We start from the raw sequence: 17,307 nt of genomic DNA, 5'->3' as shown, positions 1-17,307 counted from the left end.
CGGCCAGCGGCGCATGGTCCGCACAGCGGACCCTACTCGAAACCAGGGTCCGTAGGGTCCGCTGCGCGGACCTTCGGCGGTTGAGCCACCGGGCGGCCGAAAGGATGACCAAGGCCGGAATCGGCGATTGGAACCGCAAAGGCGCGCGGCCACTGCGGTTCGAATGCTCTTGATCGGATCCTATCAGACCAGACTCAGCCACTCGGGGTGCTGATCGCGCCGGCCGTGGACCTGATCGAAATAGAGGCCCTGCAGCTTCTCGGTGATGGGTCCGCGGGTACCGGCGCCGATCGCCCGGCCGTCGACCTCGCGGATCGGGGTCACCTCGGCCGCCGTTCCGGAGAAGAATGCCTCGTCCGCGATATAGACCTCGTCGCGGGTGATGCGTTTCTCGACCACCTTAAGGCCCAGTTCGTCGCACAGGGTGATGACGGTACGGCGGGTGATGCCGTCGAGCGCCGAGGTCAGATCCGGAGTGTAGAGGACGCCGTCGCGGACGATGAAGATGTTCTCGCCGCTGCCTTCCATCACGTAGCCGGAGGCGTCCAGCAGCAGGGCCTCGTCGTAGCCGTCGCGCAGCGCCTCCTGCAGCGCCATCATCGAGTTCATGTAGTTGCCGTTGGCCTTGGCCCGGCACATGGTGATGTTGACGTGATGGCGGGTGAAGGACGACACCTTGATGCGGATGCCGTTGCGCATGTTGTCCTCGCCCAGATAGGCGCCCCAGGACCAAGCCGCCACCATGCAGTGAACCTCGAGATTGTCCGCGCGCAGCCCCATCCCCTCGGGGCCGTAGAAGCACATGGGACGGATATAGGCGGAATCCAGACCGTTCTCGCGCACCACGGCGCACTGGGCCCGGTTCAGGGTCTCGCGGTCCCAGGGCATGGGCATGCCGAGGATATGGGCCGAGTTGAAGAGCCGGTCGGTGTGCTCCTGGAGGCGGAAGATGGCCGCACCCTTCGGCGTCTGATAGGCCCGGACCCCCTCGAAGACGCCCATGCCGTAGTGCAGGGTGTGGGTGAGAACGTGGGTCTTGGCTTCGCGCCAGGGTACCATTTCGCCGTCCAGCCAGATAAGGCCGTCACGGTCAGCCATCGTCGCCATTGTTCAACTCCGCTTCGCCCGGGGTTCGTTTCCGGGCTCGATGATTTCCGAGAGGTTACGCGGCGCAGTCACGCATCCTGCTCCGATCCGCCGTCCATCAGATCACGCCATAGCGCTCGGACCCGCTCGCGTTCGGCCTGCAATCGGTCGACGGGGATGGTCTTGGGCTGCTCCTGCAAGGCGCTGCGGTGATAGGCCGCGCGCAGCGCCTTGTAGGCATCGGCAAGGTCTTCGGCCGCCTGCCCCGGCAGCAGATCGAGCCGCGCCAGGGATTCGAGCAGACGGATGTTGTCGGTCCAGTCCGCCAGCGCTGGGTACGCCGCCGCCCAGCGCAGGACAGAGTATTGAACCATAAACTCGATGTCCGCAATACCTCCGGCGCCCTGCTTGAGATCGAAACGGCCGTCGCGGGTCTTGTCGAGGTTGGCGCGCATCTTGGCGCGCATCTCGCGGACCTCGGTGCGCAGCCGCTCGGGATCGCGCTCGCGACAGAGGATGGCGCGACGCACCTCGGCGAAGCGCGTGGCGAGCGCGGGGTCGCCCGCGACCGGACGCGCCCGGACCAGCGCCTGATGTTCCCAAGTCCAGGCTTCCGATTCCTGGTAGGCGGCGAAGGAGCCGATCGAGCGCACCAGCATGCCCTTGGCGCCGTCCGGACGCAGCCGCATGTCGACCTCGTAGAGGGTGCCCGAGGCGGTCTGGGTGGTCATCATGTGGATGATCCGCTGCCCGAGCCGGGCGTAGAACTGCTCGTTGCTGATCTCCTTGGCGCCGTCCGTCATGGCCGTGACCGACTGGGTGCCGTGCAGGAACACCAGATCCAGATCGGAGCCGTAGCCCAGCTCGATCCCGCCCAGCTTGCCGTAGCCCAGCACCAGGAAGCCGGTCGACTCGCCCAGGATCTCCGTCGGGCGTCCATGGCGCTCGACAAAATGCACATAGGCCAGATCCAGCACGCGCCCGACCGCCACCTCGGCGATCTCCGAGAGATAGTCGCTCACCACCATGAGCGGGATGACCTCGGTCAGGTCCGCCGCCGCCACCCGCAGCATGTTGCCCTGAGCGAACTGGTGCAGACGCTCCATCTGCTGTTCCAGATCCTCGGCGTCGACATGGGCGAGCAGCGCGTCGAGTTCGGACTCCAGATCCTCGCGGCGCAGCGGGGCGAAGAGACGGCGCGGATCGATCAGCTCGTCGAGCAGCAGTGGATGGTGGCGGATCTGATCGGTGAACCAGGGACTCAGACTGGCGAGATGGGCCAGCTGGGACAGGATGCCGGGGTGCTCGACCATCATGGCCAGATAGGCCGTGCGCCGAGCCACCGCCTCCAGTACCTGCAGCACGCGCCCCAGCGCGGCGTCGGGCTGATCGCAGCCAGCGACGACCCGCAGCACCTGCGGCATCAGCTGGGCGAGACGCTCGTGACCGCGCCGGCTCAACCCCTTGCGGTCCGTGGCATCGCGAAACTGCTCGATGCGCGTGCGTGCCGTCTCCGGATCCTCGAAACCGGCCTCGTCCAGGATCCTCAGCGCCTGCGACGCCTCCTGGCCGCCGAGCCAGAGCGCCGTCCAGGCCGAGCCCTGCCTCTCGGGTTCTGGGACGGGCGCGGCGAAAACATGATCGAAATGCCCCTGGACCCGATCCCGATGGTCCTGCAGCACGTCCGCGAAGGACGGCCAGTCGTCGAACCCCATGGAGCGCGCCAGACGCGCCCGGCCCAGATCCTCGTCGGGCAGCTGATGGGTCTGCTTGTCGCGATGGGCCTGGAGACGGTTCTCGACCAGACGCAGGAAACGATAGGCCGCGTCCAGCTCGGCCACGGCCTCGGCCGGCATCAGCTCCCGCTCGGCGAGCAGCGCGAGCACCTGGAGGATGGGGCGCACCTGGAGATCGGGGTCGCGCCCGCCGCGCACCAGCTGGAAGGCCTGACCGATGAACTCGATCTCGCGGATGCCGCCGAGTCCGAGCTTGATGTTGGCGTCCATGCCGCGCTTGTGCAGCTCCTTGACGATCATCTGCTTGAGATCGCGCAGCGACTCGAAGGCGCCGAAATCCAGATAGCGGCGATAGACGAAGGGGCGCAGCATGTCCATCAGGGACGCCACGTCGTCCGGATCGCCGGCGACCGGACGCGCCTTGATCATGGCATAGCGCTCCCACTCGCGCGCCTGGGACTGGTAATAGTCCTCCATCGCCTGAAAGCTCATCGCCAGCGGACCGACCTCGCCGAAGGGACGCAGACGGGTGTCGACGCGGAAGACGAATCCGTCGACCGTCTTGAGCGACAGCGCCTGGACCAGACGCTGACCGAGACGCACGAAGAACTGCTCGTTGCTGAGCGCGCGCGGACCGCCCTCCACCTCGCCGGTGTGGGCGAAGGCGAAGATGAGGTCGATGTCCGAGCTCAGGTTCAGCTCGCGCGCCCCCAGCTTGCCCATGCCCAGCACCAGCATCCGCAGCGCCCGGCCATCGGGATCGCGCGGGGTACCGATCTCGGCCCGGGTCCAGTCGTAGAGCAGATCGAGCGGACGCCGGATGCAGACGTCGGCCAGCTCCGACAGGTCCTCCAGGGTCTCTGACAGGGGCGCCAGCCGGCCGATGTCGCGCCAAATGATGCGAATCATCTCGCGACGGCGGAACAGACGCAGGGCCTGGTGCAACGCGGGCTCGTCGCCCACCTCGGCCAGTGCCGCCGTCAGACGCGCGTCCAGATCGCCGGCCCCGTAGGCGCTCACCAGATCGCCGCTCGCGACGAGCTCCGCGAACGCCTCCGGATGGCGCAGCACCGAGACGGCGACATATTCGCTCGCCTCCCACACCCGCTCGCGGATCCGCGCGAACTCGGCATCCTCGGGCGGGACGAATCCATTCTCCTCGGCCCAGGCCAGCCAGTCGCGCCAATGGACCTCCATCATCGGATCGAGCGGTGCGGCGTGATCGAGCGAAGGGCCGTTGCTGGACATGATCAGAACTCCTGGATGCGATAGTCGGCGGCCAGGGTAAAGGCATCCCCGGGCGGGATCTCGATGACCTCGGACGCCGCATTGACCGTCTCGACACAGATGAAACGCAGGTAATCGCCGTCGTCCAGATCCTCCATGGCGCGCGCCGACGCGATCCACGGATTCCAGACCACGCAGGTGCCGCTGTTGCGGCCGTCGATCCGGATCCGCCGCCCAAGCCCCGGATCCTGGATGCTCAGGCTGGACGGCACCCGTTCATAGATGCGATTGACCTCGCCACGGAAGATGAGGTCGCCCTCCTGGACGGCCTCCGGCTCGGGCGCGCCGGCCGCGTAATCGAGATAGCGGCAGCCGTCCAGCCCCTCGACGGTCAGGCGCGCCAGACCCCCGATCCGGAAATAGGCATGCAGGCCCTGGGTGATGCGCAGCGCGGAGTCGCCCGGATTGCGCGTGGTCAGGGCGACCGAGAGGGTCGCGCCGATCCGGATCTCCACCTCCAGGACGAAGGCGTGCGGCCAGATCGCACGGGTGCGCGCGTCGTCGGTGACGCGCATCCGCACCCGGGTCGAGCCGTCCGCGCAGGCCTCGCATTGCACTGGCGTCCATTCGAGCACCCGGGCGAAGCCGTGGATGACCCGCTCGGGCTCGGCCGGATCGCGTCCGAACCAGGGCCAGCAGAGGGGCACGCCGCCCTTGATCTCGCGGTCCGGGGCGAAATGGGCCCGCTCGCCGACGAACAGCAGATCCTCCCTCGCCGAACGCGGACGATAGGCCAGCACCTGCCCGCCATGGGTCGCGAGCCTCGCCGTCGCCAACGGATTGGCGATCTCGATCAGCGTCAGACCGCCGGGGCCCTCGACGAGGCTCAAGGTGCCGGGAATGCCGAACTCGGCGTTCAGCGCGTGAAGATCCACCCTGCCCCCCGAACGATCACATCGACTCGGGGACCGCGATCATCGCCATGCGCACCAGCTCGGCGAGCGAGTCGGCGCGCATCTTCTCCATGACCCGGGCACGGTGGGCCTCGACCGTCTTGGCGCTGACACCCAGCGCGGCGGCGATCTCCTTGTTCGACTTGCCGTCGGTGACCATGGTCATGACCTCGTGCTCGCGCGGGGTCAGCTCGGCGAGCCGCATCAGGACCTCGGCCTTGGCCGAGCGGTTGGCGCGGGTCCTCTGGTCGTAGTCCAGGGCGTTGCGGATGCTGCGCAGCAGATCCTCGTCGTGGAAGGGTTTCTCGATGAAGTCCATGGCTCCGGCCTTCATCGCCTTCACCGCCATGGCCACGTCGCCGTGCCCGGTGATGAGGATGACCGGCAGGCGGTAGCCCTCGCGCTCCAGATAGGACTGGAGCTCGAGCCCGCTCATCCCGGGCATGCGCACGTCTAGCAGCAGACAACCGGCGCGCCCGGGATAGTAGGTGGAGAGAAAGGCATCGGCCGACTCATAGGTCTGGACCGACATGCCCGTCGATTCGATCAGCCACTGGAGCGAGGTCCGCATGGCTTGGTCGTCGTCCACGACGAATACGGTTGCATCGTTACTCATCTTTTTTCTGGATCGTCTGTTCGGAAAGGCTCTGGCTAGGGTCCAGCGAGGTGTTCGGCTCGTCCTCCGCATCCTTGGCGGCGGGCGAGAGCGGCAGGGTCATATGGAAGACCGAGCCCCGCCCCAATTCGGACTCGGCCCAGATTCGACCGTCGTGATTCTCGACGATGGTCTGACTGATCGCCAGTCCCATCCCCATGCCGCTCTCCTTGGTGGTCACGAAGGCATCGAAGAGCAAGGGAAGCCGCTCGTGCTCGATCCCGGGCCCGCTGTCCTCGACCAGCACCTCGGCCCGTTCGTTCCCGGCCCGGGTGAGGATGCGCAGACGGCGATCGGATTCGGGCCGCTCCTCCAAGGCATCGAGCGCATTGCCGACCAGGTTCAGCAACACCTGCTCGACCTGGACCAGATCGACACAGACCGGAATCTCCTCGACGCTGAGCTCGAGCCGGATCTGGACGCCGGTCCGGTTGGTCTCGAACTCCAGGAAGGAGCAGACCTCGCGCACCAGATGATTCAGATCGACCCGGGCACGGATCGGGGGCTGCTTGCCGACCAGCGCGCGCAGCCGGCGGATGATCTCGCTCGCACGCTTGGCCTGGGCCGCGATCTGGTCCATGGCCCCAATCAGCTCCTCGGGCCGGCCCGCGCCGCCCTGAAGCCTGCGGGTGCAGCCGTTGGCATAGTTGACGATGGCAGAGAGCGGCTGGTTCAGCTCGTGGGCCATGCCGGTCGCGACCTCGCCCATGGTGCTGAGCCGGCAGACATGCACCAGCTCGGCCTGGTGCTGGCGCGACTCCTGCTCGGCACGCCGGATCGCGGTGATGTCGCGGGCATAGATATTGACGTAGCCCAGATCGCGGATCGGGGCGAGCAGCAGCGAGAAGACCTGCCCAGAAAAATCCATCTCGCGATCGGTGGGCTGCCCGGCGTCCAGGGCCTGCGCCACCTCCCGACCCCATGCGTCGGGCAGATACTCGCCGGGCTCGGCGCTCCAGGCATGGAGGAGCGGACGGCTCGCATTGTTAGCGTAGACGACCAGCCCCTCGGCGCTCACCCGCAGGATGGGATTGGGACTCTCGCTGGCGAAGCGGGCCAGGCTCTTGATCTCCTGCTCGGCCCGCTTGCGGCTGCTGATGTCGTGGATGTAGAGGGTGTGGAAACGCTCGTCCTCCAATTCGATGGGGGCGATCGAGATCTCGACCGGCAGTTCGCTCCCGTCGGCGCGCAGGGCGATCAGCTCTCCCCGCCCCAGCGGCTCGCGATGCAGGTGACGCGAGCGATCGAGCAGACGCAGGAAGGCGGGCCGGGCCACGCCGGGCAGGAAACGCTCCGTGAAGACGGCCCCGATCGCAAGGATGCGGGCGACCCCGAACAGACGCTCGGCGGCGGGATTGAACTCGATCACCTTGCCCTGCCGGTCGAGGGTCACGATGGCATCGAGCGAGGCCTCCATCATGGCCGCCTTGAGCGCCTCGCTCTCGCGCATCTCGGCCTGATGGCGCCGGCTCATCTCCTCGCGCGCCGTCATCACCAATTGGGTGAAATGCTGGATCCATTCCTCGAGCAGCAGCAGCTGGTTGCCGCCGCGATTGAAGCCCGGCTCCGGGATGCCGAGGGCGCGCTGCGAGAACCGGGTCATGCGCTTGAGCACCTTGTTCAGGCGCGAGGAGACCAGATAGATGACCCCGGTGAAGACGATCACGAACACGGCGGCGGCGAAAAAACGCTGGCGCCGCTCGAAGATACGCACGTGGCGCGACATCTTCTCCAGACTGGCGTTGGGCACGAAGGTCGCGAACAGCAGATTGGAGTCCGAACCCTCGTACTCGGGCAGGGACTGAGAGGTGATGATATAGGTATCGCTCCAGTCGGCCAGGGTCGAGCCGAGCGGGAGCGCGCTCGAGTCCACGCTGGCGACGATGCGCTGATCGTCGCTGTCCACCAGCGCCACCGCGGCGCGCCCCAGGTCCAGCCCGCGCTGCGAGGCGCCGATGAAGGCGTCGTCGACCGGAACCAGGACCACCAGGAATCCCATATCGTATCCACCCGCGTCCTCGACGGCATCGCTCGCGATCAGATAGAGCCGGTCCCCGAAGCGATCGATCACGGCACGCACCTCCCGCCCATCGAGGAACTGGGTCGGCACCTGGCTGGCAACCTCCTCCGGGGCGGACTCGGCGGTCGGCTGGAAGATCTCGCGCACCCGCCCCTGCACGTCGGTCAGCAGTACCTGACTGGGCGGCGTTAGGGCATCGCGCTCGAAGAAGTCCGGCAGCCACTGGGGACGGAAGTCCTTGTAGACGACCGGGGTCACCCGCTCGTCGCGCGACCAGAACATCGGCTCCAGATACTCGGAGAGCTTGCGATGATTGGCGAGCAGGCGCGTGGTGGCGGCATAGCTGGACAGATAGCGGTCGAAACGGATCAGGCTCTCGCGCGCCCGCAGCACCAGCTGTGTGTTGAGTTCCTGATCGAAGATCTTGTCGACCTGCCGGCTCTGGATCTGATCGAGCACCGTCCAGATGGCGGTTCCGGCGGCGAGACCGACGCAGATCGCGATCCAGGGCATCGGCACCCGTCGCAAAAGCCGGAACAGAAATGGTTTAATAGTGATCCGAATCAAAATAACCGCTTCCTCGAGAAGCCCATCCCTCATCAACCGATCGACGAATGACCAACATGGAACTCGACCTTTCCCAAGCCAAGAAACCCTCCATCCCGAGACGTCTGGGTGCGCTGCTGTACGACCTGGTACTGCTGCTGGCCGTGCTGATGGTGGCCAACACCATCGTCGTCATCCCCTACGAGCTCATCACCGGACACCATATCTACGAAGAAGCCTTCCCTCTGCTGCTGATGCGGCTCTATCTGCTGGCCGTGATCGTCGGATTCTACGTCTACTTCTGGACCCACGGCGGTCAGACCCTCGGCATGCGCGCCTGGCGGATCCGGGTGGTCGACGACAAAGGCTCCGACCTCGGCACGGGGACCGCGATCGCGCGCTTCGGCTGGTCGGTCCTGAGCTATCTGCCCGCCGGCCTGGGCCTCTGGTGGAGCCTGTTCGACCGCGAGGGTCTCGCCTGGCACGACCGTAAATCCCACACTTGCCTCGTGATGGTGGAAAAGTCCGCCTGATCCCTCTCCGGTGGAGCCGAGCTCCGCTGCGCGACCTCAGACGATAGCCCATGCGCCGTCGCCAGTCGGCGAACGCGGCGCAAGTCCGATCCGGGCCGACCTGACGCAGACGCCTCAGGTCGGCCACAAGGCCATCAGCTCACGCGCCGCAGCAGCATCAGCGCGCCCGAGATGAACAGCAGGGGCGGCGCGATGGCGGCCAAAAAGGGATTCATCCCGAACAACAGGGCCAGATAGGCGAAGGTGCGGCTGATCAGATAGTAAAGGATGCCGACCATGATCCCGGCGAAGATGCGCCTCCCCATACCGGTGCTGCGCGACGACCCCAGCAGTAGCGGGATGGCGACCAGGATCATGGAGAGCGTCAGCACCGGATGCAGCACCTTGCCCCAGAAGGCGACTTCGTAGGGACCCGCATCCTGCTTGTTGACCCACATGAAACGAATGTATTTGTAGAGCCCCCACACAGGCAGGGCATGAGGATCCGCCACCACCACCTTGAGCAGCCCCGGATCCAGCATCGAATCCCAGCCGGCACTGGCGATGCGCTCGACCTCGACACCCTCCGCGCTCGCCGTGCTGCGCGAGATATCCTCCAGAATCCAGTGACCATCCTGATAGCGCGCGCCGCCGGCATGGGTCGCGGTCAGAACGCCCTTGGTCGCATCGACCCGATAGATGAAGATATCGCGCAGACTGGTTCCCGAGCGAATCTCACGGATATTGACGTAGGAACCGTCATCCACGGCCCAGAATCCGTCCGGCGTCCGCTGGGCCACATCCCCGGAGAGCGCCTGCCGACGCAGCTCGACACCGCGCTGCTCGGACACGGGCGCCACCACCTCCCCGAGCACGAAGGCCAGGATGGCGAGCAGCAATCCCCCGAGCATGGCCGCGCGCACGATCCGGGACACCGAGAGACCGGCGGCGCGCATGGCGACCAGTTCCGAGCGGCTGGCCAGGGTGCCCAGTCCGATCAGAGCGCCGATCAGGGTTGCGATCGGAAAGATGAGATAGGCATAGCGCGGCAGGCTCAGCAGCATGAACAGCAGCGCATCCGCGATGCCATAGCGCTCGATGCCGATCGAATCCATCTCGTCGGCGAGGATGAAGACGCCCATCAGCGGCAGCAGAACGCCCAGCGTCAGCAGGGTTCCGCCGATCACGGCCCAGGCCAGATAACGATCGAGGATTCTCACTTCGACCTATACCCATCATCTCGGTAGACTTAAGATCCGACATCCTAACATTTGTTCGCGCCGGTCAGCCCAGGCTGGCCAGTGCCGCCTTGCAAGCACCGCCAGGAGCACCCGATGGAATTCAAGATCAAGACCGGTGAGATCGCCAAACTCAAGACACCCTGCCTCGTCATCGGGATCTTCGAGAAGCGCAAGCTCACCGGTCCGGCGGAAGACCTGGATGCGGCCAGCGGCGATCGGCTCACCGCCCTGCTGAAGAAGGGCGACATGGACGGCGAGGTCGGCCAAACCCTCATGACCTATGACCTGCCCGGCGTAACCGCCGAGCGCGTCGTCCTGCTCGGGCTGGGCAAGAAGAAGGAATTCGACCGCGCCGGCTTCCGCAAGGCACTGGCCGCGGTCGTCCCGCTGCTGCAGCAATATCACAGCGGTGACGCGGTACTGGCGCTGCCGGATCCGCTGCCGGCACAGACCGATCTCTATTCCAGCGTACGCGACGTCGCGCTCGTCGCCGAGGACAGGAGCTACCGCTACACCCGCACCAAGGACGACAAGCGGGCGCCCAAGACGCCGCTCAAACGCCTGACCATCTGGGTGCCCGACAAAGGATCGGTCGCGGCCGCCGAATCGGCCGCGCGCCATGGCTCGGCCATGGCCTCAGGGATCGCGCTGGCGAAAGAACTGGGCAATCTACCGGGCAATCTCTGTACGCCCAGCTATCTGGCCGATACGGCCCGCAATCTGGAGAAGCGGTTCAACCGACTCGAGGTCGAGGTGCTCGAGGAGGAGCGGATGGCCGAGCTCGGCATGGGCGCCCTGCTCTCGGTCTCGCGCGGCAGCCGTCAGCCGGCCAAGCTGATCTGCATGCACTACAAGGGCGGCAAACCGGGCGACAAACCGGTCGTGCTGGTCGGCAAGGGTCTCACCTTCGACGCCGGCGGCATCTCGCTCAAGCCCGCCGCAGAGATGGACGAGATGAAATACGACATGTGCGGCGGCGCCAGCGTCTTCGGCGCCATCCAGACCGCCTGCGAGCTGGAGCTGCCCCTCAACCTGATCGGCTTGGTCCCCTCCTCCGAGAACCTGCCGGACGGCGACGCCAACAAGCCGGGCGACATCGTCACCAGCATGTCCGGACAGACCATCGAAATCCTCAACACCGATGCCGAGGGCCGTCTCATCCTCTGCGACGCCCTCACCTATTGCGAGCGCTTCGATCCCGAGATCGTCATCGACATGGCCACCCTCACCGGCGCCTGCGTGGTCGCGCTCGGCAAGCATCCGGCCGGCCTCTTCACCCAGGACGACAAGCTCGCCGCCGAGATCCTGGCCGCGGGCGAGGCCGCGGGCGACCGCGCCTGGCGTATGCCCCTGTGGGACGAGTATCAGTCGCAGCTCGACAGCAACTTCGCCGACATGGCCAACATCGGCGGCCGCGACGGCGGTGCCATCACCGCCGCCTGCTTCCTCGCGCGCTTCACCAAGAAATACCGCTGGGCGCATCTCGACATCGCCGGCATCGCCTGGGTTTCCGGCAAGGAAAAGGGCGGTACCGGGCGTCCGGTCGCGCTGCTCGGCCAGCTGCTGCTGGAACGCGCCGGGGCGCTCTGAGCCACCGGGCCGACAGGCCGAGCGCGGACATCCGCTATCTGGACGCCCCGCGCTCGGCCCAGGCCGGAATCATCGACCAAGCATCCCGCATCCGTGCGTGCAGCGCATCCGAGTCCGGCTCGAAGTGCCGCAACAGATCCCAGAAACGGTGCGAGTGATTGGGCTCGCGCCTGTGGCAGAGCTCGTGGAGCATCACGTAGCGCGCCTGCTCGGGCGGCAGGAACAAGAGTTTGCAGTTGAGACTGATCCGCCCGCGCGCGCTGCAGCTTCCCCAGCGGGCGCGCTGATTGCGCACCGAGAGACCGCTGAAGCCCAACCCGGTCTCTCGCGCCAGTTCGGCGAGCCAAGGCTCGAAGACCGAGCGGGCGTAGCGCATCAGCCAGCGACGCAGCGCCTCCTGGCAGGCGGATACATCCTCGACCCCGCCCGATAGACGCAGACGTCGGAGTTCGAAAACGCGGACCAGCACCGAGCGCCGATCCTCGGGGCGATAGTCGATCTCCCAGCGCTCGCCCACCGCCCGCAACTCGAGCGTCGTCGGCCGCATGGAGGCGACGGCGTCGATGCGCTGGCGCATGCGTTCGTATTCGGGCAGATGACGCGCGACCCAGGCGGCCTTGGTCGCCACCATCTCGGACAGCTCGGCCAGCGAGATCCCGGCCGGAACCGTCACCACCAGACCTTCGCGGGCGGTCAGACGGAGACGCAGCGAATTCGACCGGACCGAGGCGCGGATCCGATAATCGAGCTGACGCCCATCGGGAAGCCTCAGCCTAGCCGAGGATGGAAGCCCGGATCCGCTCAAAAGACCCAGGCGATCAGCAGCGTGAGGACGAGGAAGAAGGAGAAGAAGGATCCCAGCATGAACTGGAGCTCGCCGATCAGACCGTCACCCGCGACCAGGGCGAAGAGTACGAACAGCCCCACGGTCACGCCGAACCCCCAGGGGACGGCCGCCTTCAGCCCCATGCCTTCATCGAGTGTCGCCACGACCGGTGCGGCGGCGGGCAGAAGCACCAGCACCACGGCGGCCAACAGCAGCACGACCGCCAGCAACAGGATCCCGAACAGCCTGAGATCGCCGCGATTGTCGCTCCCCATGGCGCTCGGTCCGGTCTTCAGCCGTTGACCAGATCGCGGATCCGGCCCGGATCGGGCAGACCGCGCACCACCAGTTCGGGATCGTCCCCGGCTGTGAAGACCCGGACGTCCCCCGCATTGACGATGCGCTGGAACAGACTCTGGCTCACCCGCACGGTCCGCACCGAACTCATGCCGATCTCGGTGTATTCCTTGCTCAGCAGCCCGTGGGTCCAGACGATCTCGTTCTCGTCGATGACCAGACGATCCGAGAGGGTCGACACCCAGGAGACGAGCAATTTCAATGAAGCGAGGGCGAAGACGGCAATCCCGCCCGCCTGGACCAACTGCGGATCCAGCCGTCCGGCAGGATCCCATTGCTGAAGGAGCTGGGGCGGCAATAGCTGAAGGCCGAGCACCGCGACCAGAATGCCTCCAAGCATCAGCAGCAGCGTCAGCAATGTCGCGAAGGGTTGGGTGCGCAAGAGGGAGGGGTGCGCGTCGTAGAGTGGCTCGGACATCGACTTCTCCAGGATGGCTGATGAGCGCGAAGATTGGCATGGAGCGCGGATGGATTCCGTTCGAACCGTCCAGCTCCTGCATGCCAAGTCGAGCCCGAACGGTCGCGATAGCACGAGATACTAGCAGCAGGCTCGACGCAGAGAAAGCGACCGGCAAGCCCATCGGCACGGCTATAATCCCGGCCCATGATCTACAAATCGCTGCTGCAACTCTCGCCCGGCCCCATCCGCACCCGACTCTTGCGCGATCTGGTGCTTCTGGTCGCCTTCACGGTCGGTCTGCTGGTCATGATCAACGTGCTGCTGATCGACGACATCAAGCACGACCTGGCGGGCAACCGTATCGACAACGCCACGGCCATGGTGCGCGACGAGGTCCGCAACCTGCTGCTGCCGGTCCAGCAGCAGCTGCTGATCGTGCGCGACGGGCTGGCCGGCGCCAACCTCGACCCGGACGAGGAGAAGGAGCTGACCGAGCGTTTCGTACCGACGCTGGCCCACATGGATCAGATCGCGGGCGCGGTAGACGCAGCAGAGGACGGACAGGAATATTTTCTACGCCGCGACGGCGACGGCTGGCTGACCCGACTGCGCGGCCCGGGCGACCAGGCCGAGTCGCATCTCTCGCACTGGAACGCCGATCTGCTGCGCAAGGACCGCCAGGCGGAGCGCTTCAACGAGGATCCGCGCACCCGCCCCTGGTTCGCCGGGGCGATCAGGAACCCCGACCGCGTCGTCTGGAGCCCGCCCTACGTCTTCGCCTCGCTCAAGGTGCCGGGAGTGACCGCTTCGATCGCCTGGAAGCAGGGCGACCGCATGCGGGTCACCGCATTCGACGTGACCCTTCACACCATCGTGGAGGCGATCGACCATCTCGACATCACCCCCGAGGGCCAGGGCTTTCTCTTCAGTGGGGCCGGCGGCGTCTTCGTCCCGCCCTCCGAGGAGGAGCCCCTATCCTCCAGCGACCGCCACGACGAGGGATTCTTCTCGGCACTGCTCAGGCTAGGCGGTCCGCTCCAGTTCGACGCCGTGGCCGCCTGGAAGGCGGCCGGCCAGCCGACCCAGGACCTGATCCGCTTCCACAGCGGCGGCCAGGACTGGTGGGGCGGCTTCCGTCCGCTCACCAACGATCCGGAAGGCGTCTGGATCGGTGTCACCGTGCCCGTCTCGGCCACCATCACCATCCTGCAGAACCGCTGGCACATCATCCTGCTGACCGCAATCGGCATCCTCGCCGCCAGCCTCACCCTGGCGAGCCTGGTGGTCCGCAAATACAGCCGTCAGCTGCGCGACCTTCCCAAGCTCAGCATCGACCGCCGACACCAAGAGCAGGATCTGCGTGAGCTGATCGGCTCAGGCGAGGGCTCGCACCTGGAATTCAAGTCCACCATGCGGATGAACCTGCACACCAAAACGCCCGGCAAGGAGATCGAGCTCGCCTGGCTCAAGGGCGTCGCCGCCTTTCTCAATACCGAGGGCGGCATCCTGCTGATCGGGGTCGCCGACGACGGCACGCCGCTGGGACTGGAGGCCGACAAATTCGAGAACGAGGACAAGTGCCAGCTGCATTTCAAGAACCTGCTCAACCAGCATCTGGGCGCCGAGTACGCCCATTCGGTGAGATTTTTCCTGCTCGACTTCGAGGGACTGAGGATCGGCGCGGTGGAATGCGAGCGCGCCGACGCCCCGGCCATCCTGCGCGACGACAAGAAGCGCGAGCTCTTCATCATCCGCAACGGCCCATCCAACATCGAACTGCCGCTCAGCCGGGCGCTCAAATACATCCGCAGCCGCTTCTGAGCCCATTGCCCCTGCTCCATCGTCTTTGCGCATTCCCTTCACCAGAGATGCAATCTCGGTCCCTATCCTGAGACTCGTCGGAGTCGCAAGGCTCCGCCCATCCGGACAGGCGCCGGAACGTCCCGCCATCCGGGAACCATCGGATCGATAGGAGTCACCAGATGAAAGCAAAGAGAATCCCCGCCCAGATCGCCTTCGCCATGAGCGGTCTGCTGCTCGGCACCGCGCTGATCGGCGCAGACACCGCCGACGCCAGACCCGACGAAGGCTGGCGCAGCGGCACGGACATGGACCTCGCACCCCGCATCGAGCGCATGACCGACCGGCTCGATCTGAGCGACGACCAGAAGGCCCAGATCGGCAAGATCATGGAGGACGCGCGCAAGGCGCGCGAGCAGCAGCGGCTCGAAATGCGCAAACGGATCGAGGCCGTACTGACCGACGAGCAGAAGGCCAAGCGTGCATCCATGCTCGAGGACCGCCTTGAACGGCGGCTGGAGCGCATGGCCGACCGCCTGGACCTCTCCGAGGATCAGATCGCCAAGATGAAGGCGCTGTTCGAGGAACAGGCCAAGAATCCGGAGCTCACCAAAGCGGATGTCCGCGAGCAGATCTCCGAGATCCTGACCGATGACCAGCGCGCCGAACTCCGCCGCCCGCACCATCGCCCCGGCCGAGGTGATCGCGGGGGACGAAGCGAGCGGCCGGATTGCGGCTAGAACAGATCCGATGTCAGAGGGGCCTGAGAACCTAATGCCCAAACTCTAGTACGTGCAGCGGACCCTATCGAGGCGAAGTCTTTAGGGGCCCGCTGTGCGGACCGAGTCGCTAGATGTGGGGATTCAGACGGCTTCTGGGCATTGCCCGCGCTTGTGGGAGCACGAGCCGCAGCGGTTCGAGAACGATATCGATCCGAGCATCACCGTCTGCCACTGGCTGGCGAAGCCACACCAGATCACGATGGGCAATCCCATGTCTAGCTGCCATAATCGTACCCCTTTTCACAATGGCAAGGACATCGCTGGAAACGATCAATGAACTCAGAACCCCTGCTCCAGGACGAGCCGGCACTGATCGTCGATCTCGACGGAACGCTCCTAAGCTCAGATTGGTACCTTGAGGCCGGACTGGCATGTGTCCGAACCCACCCGACTCGGCTTCTACATCCCTCGATCTGGCGGCACGCCAACCAGGCCCGACTTAAAGAAACGCTGGCCAGAACGACACACCTCGATGTCGCACATCTGCCCTATCGCCGAGAGATTATCGCCTTCCTTAAGGCCGAGCACCGAAAAGGACGCCGCATCATCCTCGCCACCACCAGCCACCGTTTGCTGGCCGAGCGTATCGCCGAACATCTGCGATTCTTCGACGAGGTCATTGCCACAGATAGCGACCACAACCTCACGGCCGAATCCAAGAAATCGACGATTCTCCAGCGCTTCGGCGAGTGCGGTTTCGACTATGTCGGCACCTCCTCCGAAGACTCGCCGATCTGGCGAACGGCGCGGCATGCCTATGGGGTAGCACAGAGGGGATCGAAGCACGAAGGACAATCGCGTCATTTTGTCGATCTCGCAGCGACCTTCGGAGCGGAAAGACCGACAGCGCGTGATTGGCTCAAGGCATTGCGCCTGCATCAATGGGCGAAGAATCTCCTGATCCTCGCCCCGCTGGTCGCCGCGCACCGCATGGACGACACCATGCTCGTCGCCCAGGGGCTCCTGGCCTTTCTACTCTTCGGCCTCTGTGCCTCCAGTGTCTATCTACTCAACGATCTGCTCGATCTGGGCGACGATCGCCACCATGCCACCAAACGGCATCGCCCCTTCGCCGCCGGACGCCTCTCGATCCGCTCGGGTCTGATCGCGATTCCCGCCTTGCTGCTAACGGCCTTCGCAGGTGCCTTGTGGCTGCTGCCCTATGAATTCGCCGCCGTGTTGGCGGCCTATTACAGCCTGACCCTAGCCTACTCCCTAGCGCTCAAACGGCGCATGGTCATCGATGTGATCGCCCTAGCCTCACTCTACACACTACGCATCATTGCCGGCAGCGCCGCACTCCTCATCCCCCTGTCTTTCTGGATGCTGGCCTTCTCGATGTTCATGTTCTTGAGCCTGGCGCTCGTCAAGCGCTATGCCGAGCTGCATCAGGCGCGCCGCGGGGGAAAGACCGAGAAGGCACGCGGGCGCGGCTATTATCCGAGCGATCTGGAAATGCTCGCCTCGCTTGGGGGGTCCTCGGGCAGGGCTTTGAAGGTCACGTAAGGTGAACATCCTGGCCCCAGCTGTCTTCGGGCTCGCCCGCTGTCGACTCGTTCGTCTGCACGGTGGCCAG

14 protein-coding genes are annotated in these 17,307 nt (G+C 65.6%); 5 read left to right on the top strand and 9 right to left on the bottom strand.

Annotated elements, in window-relative coordinates; genetic code table 11:
* Positions 1–183: 183 nt before the first annotated feature.
* The 5 genes from D779_RS18515 to D779_RS18495 form a co-directional block, all read right to left on the bottom strand.
* Entirely contained in the window at positions 184–1,107 is a 924-nt protein-coding gene (locus D779_RS18515; protein ID WP_043757083.1) for a branched-chain amino acid transaminase, read from the bottom strand.
* Between the two features lie 68 nt (positions 1,108–1,175).
* The gene (gene glnE / locus D779_RS18510) at positions 1,176–4,070 is read right to left on the bottom strand and encodes a bifunctional [glutamate--ammonia ligase]-adenylyl-L-tyrosine phosphorylase/[glutamate--ammonia-ligase] adenylyltransferase (protein ID WP_043757080.1); all 2,895 of its coding nucleotides are present in this window, start codon (positions 4,068–4,070) and stop codon (positions 1,176–1,178) included.
* A 2-nt stretch (positions 4,071–4,072) separates the two neighbouring features.
* Entirely contained in the window at positions 4,073–4,984 is a 912-nt protein-coding gene (locus D779_RS18505) for a D-hexose-6-phosphate mutarotase (protein WP_043757077.1), read from the bottom strand.
* A gap of 16 nt (positions 4,985–5,000) precedes the next feature.
* Positions 5,001–5,618: a response regulator transcription factor gene (locus D779_RS18500; protein WP_043757076.1), complete on the bottom strand. Its 618-nt coding sequence runs from the start codon at positions 5,616–5,618 to the stop codon at positions 5,001–5,003.
* Positions 5,611–8,190, bottom strand: coding sequence for a PAS domain-containing sensor histidine kinase (locus D779_RS18495; protein WP_052348267.1), 2,580 nt, complete (start codon positions 8,188–8,190; stop codon positions 5,611–5,613). The genes D779_RS18500 and D779_RS18495 overlap by 8 nt, the downstream gene beginning before the upstream one ends.
* A 110-nt stretch (positions 8,191–8,300) precedes the next feature.
* Here D779_RS18495 and D779_RS18490 point away from each other — a divergent pair, with 110 nt between their 5' ends.
* Positions 8,301–8,756: an RDD family protein gene (locus tag D779_RS18490; protein ID WP_043757127.1), complete on the top strand. Its 456-nt coding sequence runs from the start codon at positions 8,301–8,303 to the stop codon at positions 8,754–8,756.
* A gap of 134 nt (positions 8,757–8,890) precedes the next feature.
* Here the strand turns inward: D779_RS18490 and lptG are convergent, their stop codons facing one another.
* On the bottom strand, positions 8,891–9,955 hold the full coding sequence (gene lptG / locus D779_RS18485) for an LPS export ABC transporter permease LptG (protein WP_043757073.1): 1,065 nt from the start codon (positions 9,953–9,955) through the stop codon (positions 8,891–8,893).
* Positions 9,956–10,069: 114 nt separating this feature from the next.
* On the opposite strand from lptG, the gene D779_RS18480 reads away from it, so the two are divergent.
* Entirely contained in the window at positions 10,070–11,566 is a 1,497-nt protein-coding gene (locus D779_RS18480) for a leucyl aminopeptidase (RefSeq protein ID WP_043757070.1), read from the top strand.
* Positions 11,567–11,600: 34 nt separating this feature from the next.
* Here D779_RS18480 and D779_RS18475 read toward each other — a convergent pair whose 3' ends face one another.
* Genes D779_RS18475 through D779_RS18465 form a run of 3 tightly spaced genes read right to left on the bottom strand, consistent with a single transcriptional unit; the run spans position 11,601 to position 13,167 of the window.
* Positions 11,601–12,371 (bottom strand): M48 family metallopeptidase, encoded by a 771-nt coding sequence (locus D779_RS18475; protein WP_043757067.1) that lies wholly within the window; start codon positions 12,369–12,371, stop codon positions 11,601–11,603.
* On the bottom strand, positions 12,368–12,667 hold the full coding sequence (locus tag D779_RS18470) for a hypothetical protein (protein ID WP_043757063.1): 300 nt from the start codon (positions 12,665–12,667) through the stop codon (positions 12,368–12,370). Before D779_RS18470 ends, D779_RS18475 begins: the two co-directional genes overlap by 4 nt.
* 17 nt (positions 12,668–12,684) lie before the next feature.
* Positions 12,685–13,167 carry a PH domain-containing protein gene (locus D779_RS18465; protein ID WP_043757059.1) on the bottom strand — a complete coding sequence of 161 codons (483 nt, stop codon included), beginning with the start codon at positions 13,165–13,167 and terminating at the stop codon, positions 12,685–12,687.
* Positions 13,168–13,353: 186 nt separating this feature from the next.
* On the opposite strand from D779_RS18465, the gene D779_RS18460 reads away from it, so the two are divergent.
* From D779_RS18460 to D779_RS18450, 3 genes are all read left to right on the top strand, one after another.
* Positions 13,354–14,970, top strand: a complete 1,617-nt coding sequence (locus tag D779_RS18460; RefSeq protein ID WP_043757055.1) for an RNA-binding domain-containing protein — start codon at positions 13,354–13,356, stop codon at positions 14,968–14,970.
* A 161-nt stretch (positions 14,971–15,131) separates the two neighbouring features.
* Positions 15,132–15,689, top strand: coding sequence for a Spy/CpxP family protein refolding chaperone (locus tag D779_RS18455; protein ID WP_052348266.1), 558 nt, complete (start codon positions 15,132–15,134; stop codon positions 15,687–15,689).
* A 315-nt stretch (positions 15,690–16,004) separates the two neighbouring features.
* Entirely contained in the window at positions 16,005–17,237 is a 1,233-nt protein-coding gene (locus D779_RS18450; RefSeq protein ID WP_081763598.1) for a UbiA family prenyltransferase, read from the top strand.
* The last annotated feature ends 70 nt before the right edge of the window (positions 17,238–17,307 follow it).

The organism is Imhoffiella purpurea, assembly GCF_000585215.1.
Taxonomy (GTDB): domain Bacteria; phylum Pseudomonadota; class Gammaproteobacteria; order Chromatiales; family Chromatiaceae; genus Imhoffiella; species Imhoffiella purpurea.
Note: the sequence above shows the minus strand (reverse complement) of the source record. Positions and strands in the feature narration are given on the sequence as shown.

Excerpts from the sequence above, each read along its gene's own strand:
- D779_RS18470 (WP_043757063.1), bottom strand. The coding sequence starts at position 12,667 with ATGGGGAGCGACAATCGCGGCGATCTCAGGCTGTTCGGGATCCTGTTG.
- D779_RS18495 (WP_052348267.1), bottom strand. The coding sequence starts at position 8,190 with ATGCCCTGGATCGCGATCTGCGTCGGTCTCGCCGCCGGAACCGCCATC.
- D779_RS18455 (WP_052348266.1), top strand. The coding sequence starts at position 15,132 with ATGAAAGCAAAGAGAATCCCCGCCCAGATCGCCTTCGCCATGAGCGGT.
- D779_RS18450 (WP_081763598.1), top strand. The coding sequence starts at position 16,005 with ATGAACTCAGAACCCCTGCTCCAGGACGAGCCGGCACTGATCGTCGAT.
- glnE (WP_043757080.1), bottom strand. The coding sequence starts at position 4,070 with ATGTCCAGCAACGGCCCTTCGCTCGATCACGCCGCACCGCTCGATCCG.
- D779_RS18465 (WP_043757059.1), bottom strand. The coding sequence starts at position 13,167 with ATGTCCGAGCCACTCTACGACGCGCACCCCTCCCTCTTGCGCACCCAA.
- D779_RS18460 (WP_043757055.1), top strand. The coding sequence starts at position 13,354 with ATGATCTACAAATCGCTGCTGCAACTCTCGCCCGGCCCCATCCGCACC.
- D779_RS18490 (WP_043757127.1), top strand. The coding sequence starts at position 8,301 with ATGGAACTCGACCTTTCCCAAGCCAAGAAACCCTCCATCCCGAGACGT.
- D779_RS18480 (WP_043757070.1), top strand. The coding sequence starts at position 10,070 with ATGGAATTCAAGATCAAGACCGGTGAGATCGCCAAACTCAAGACACCC.
- D779_RS18515 (WP_043757083.1), bottom strand. The coding sequence starts at position 1,107 with ATGGCGACGATGGCTGACCGTGACGGCCTTATCTGGCTGGACGGCGAA.
- D779_RS18500 (WP_043757076.1), bottom strand. The coding sequence starts at position 5,618 with ATGAGTAACGATGCAACCGTATTCGTCGTGGACGACGACCAAGCCATG.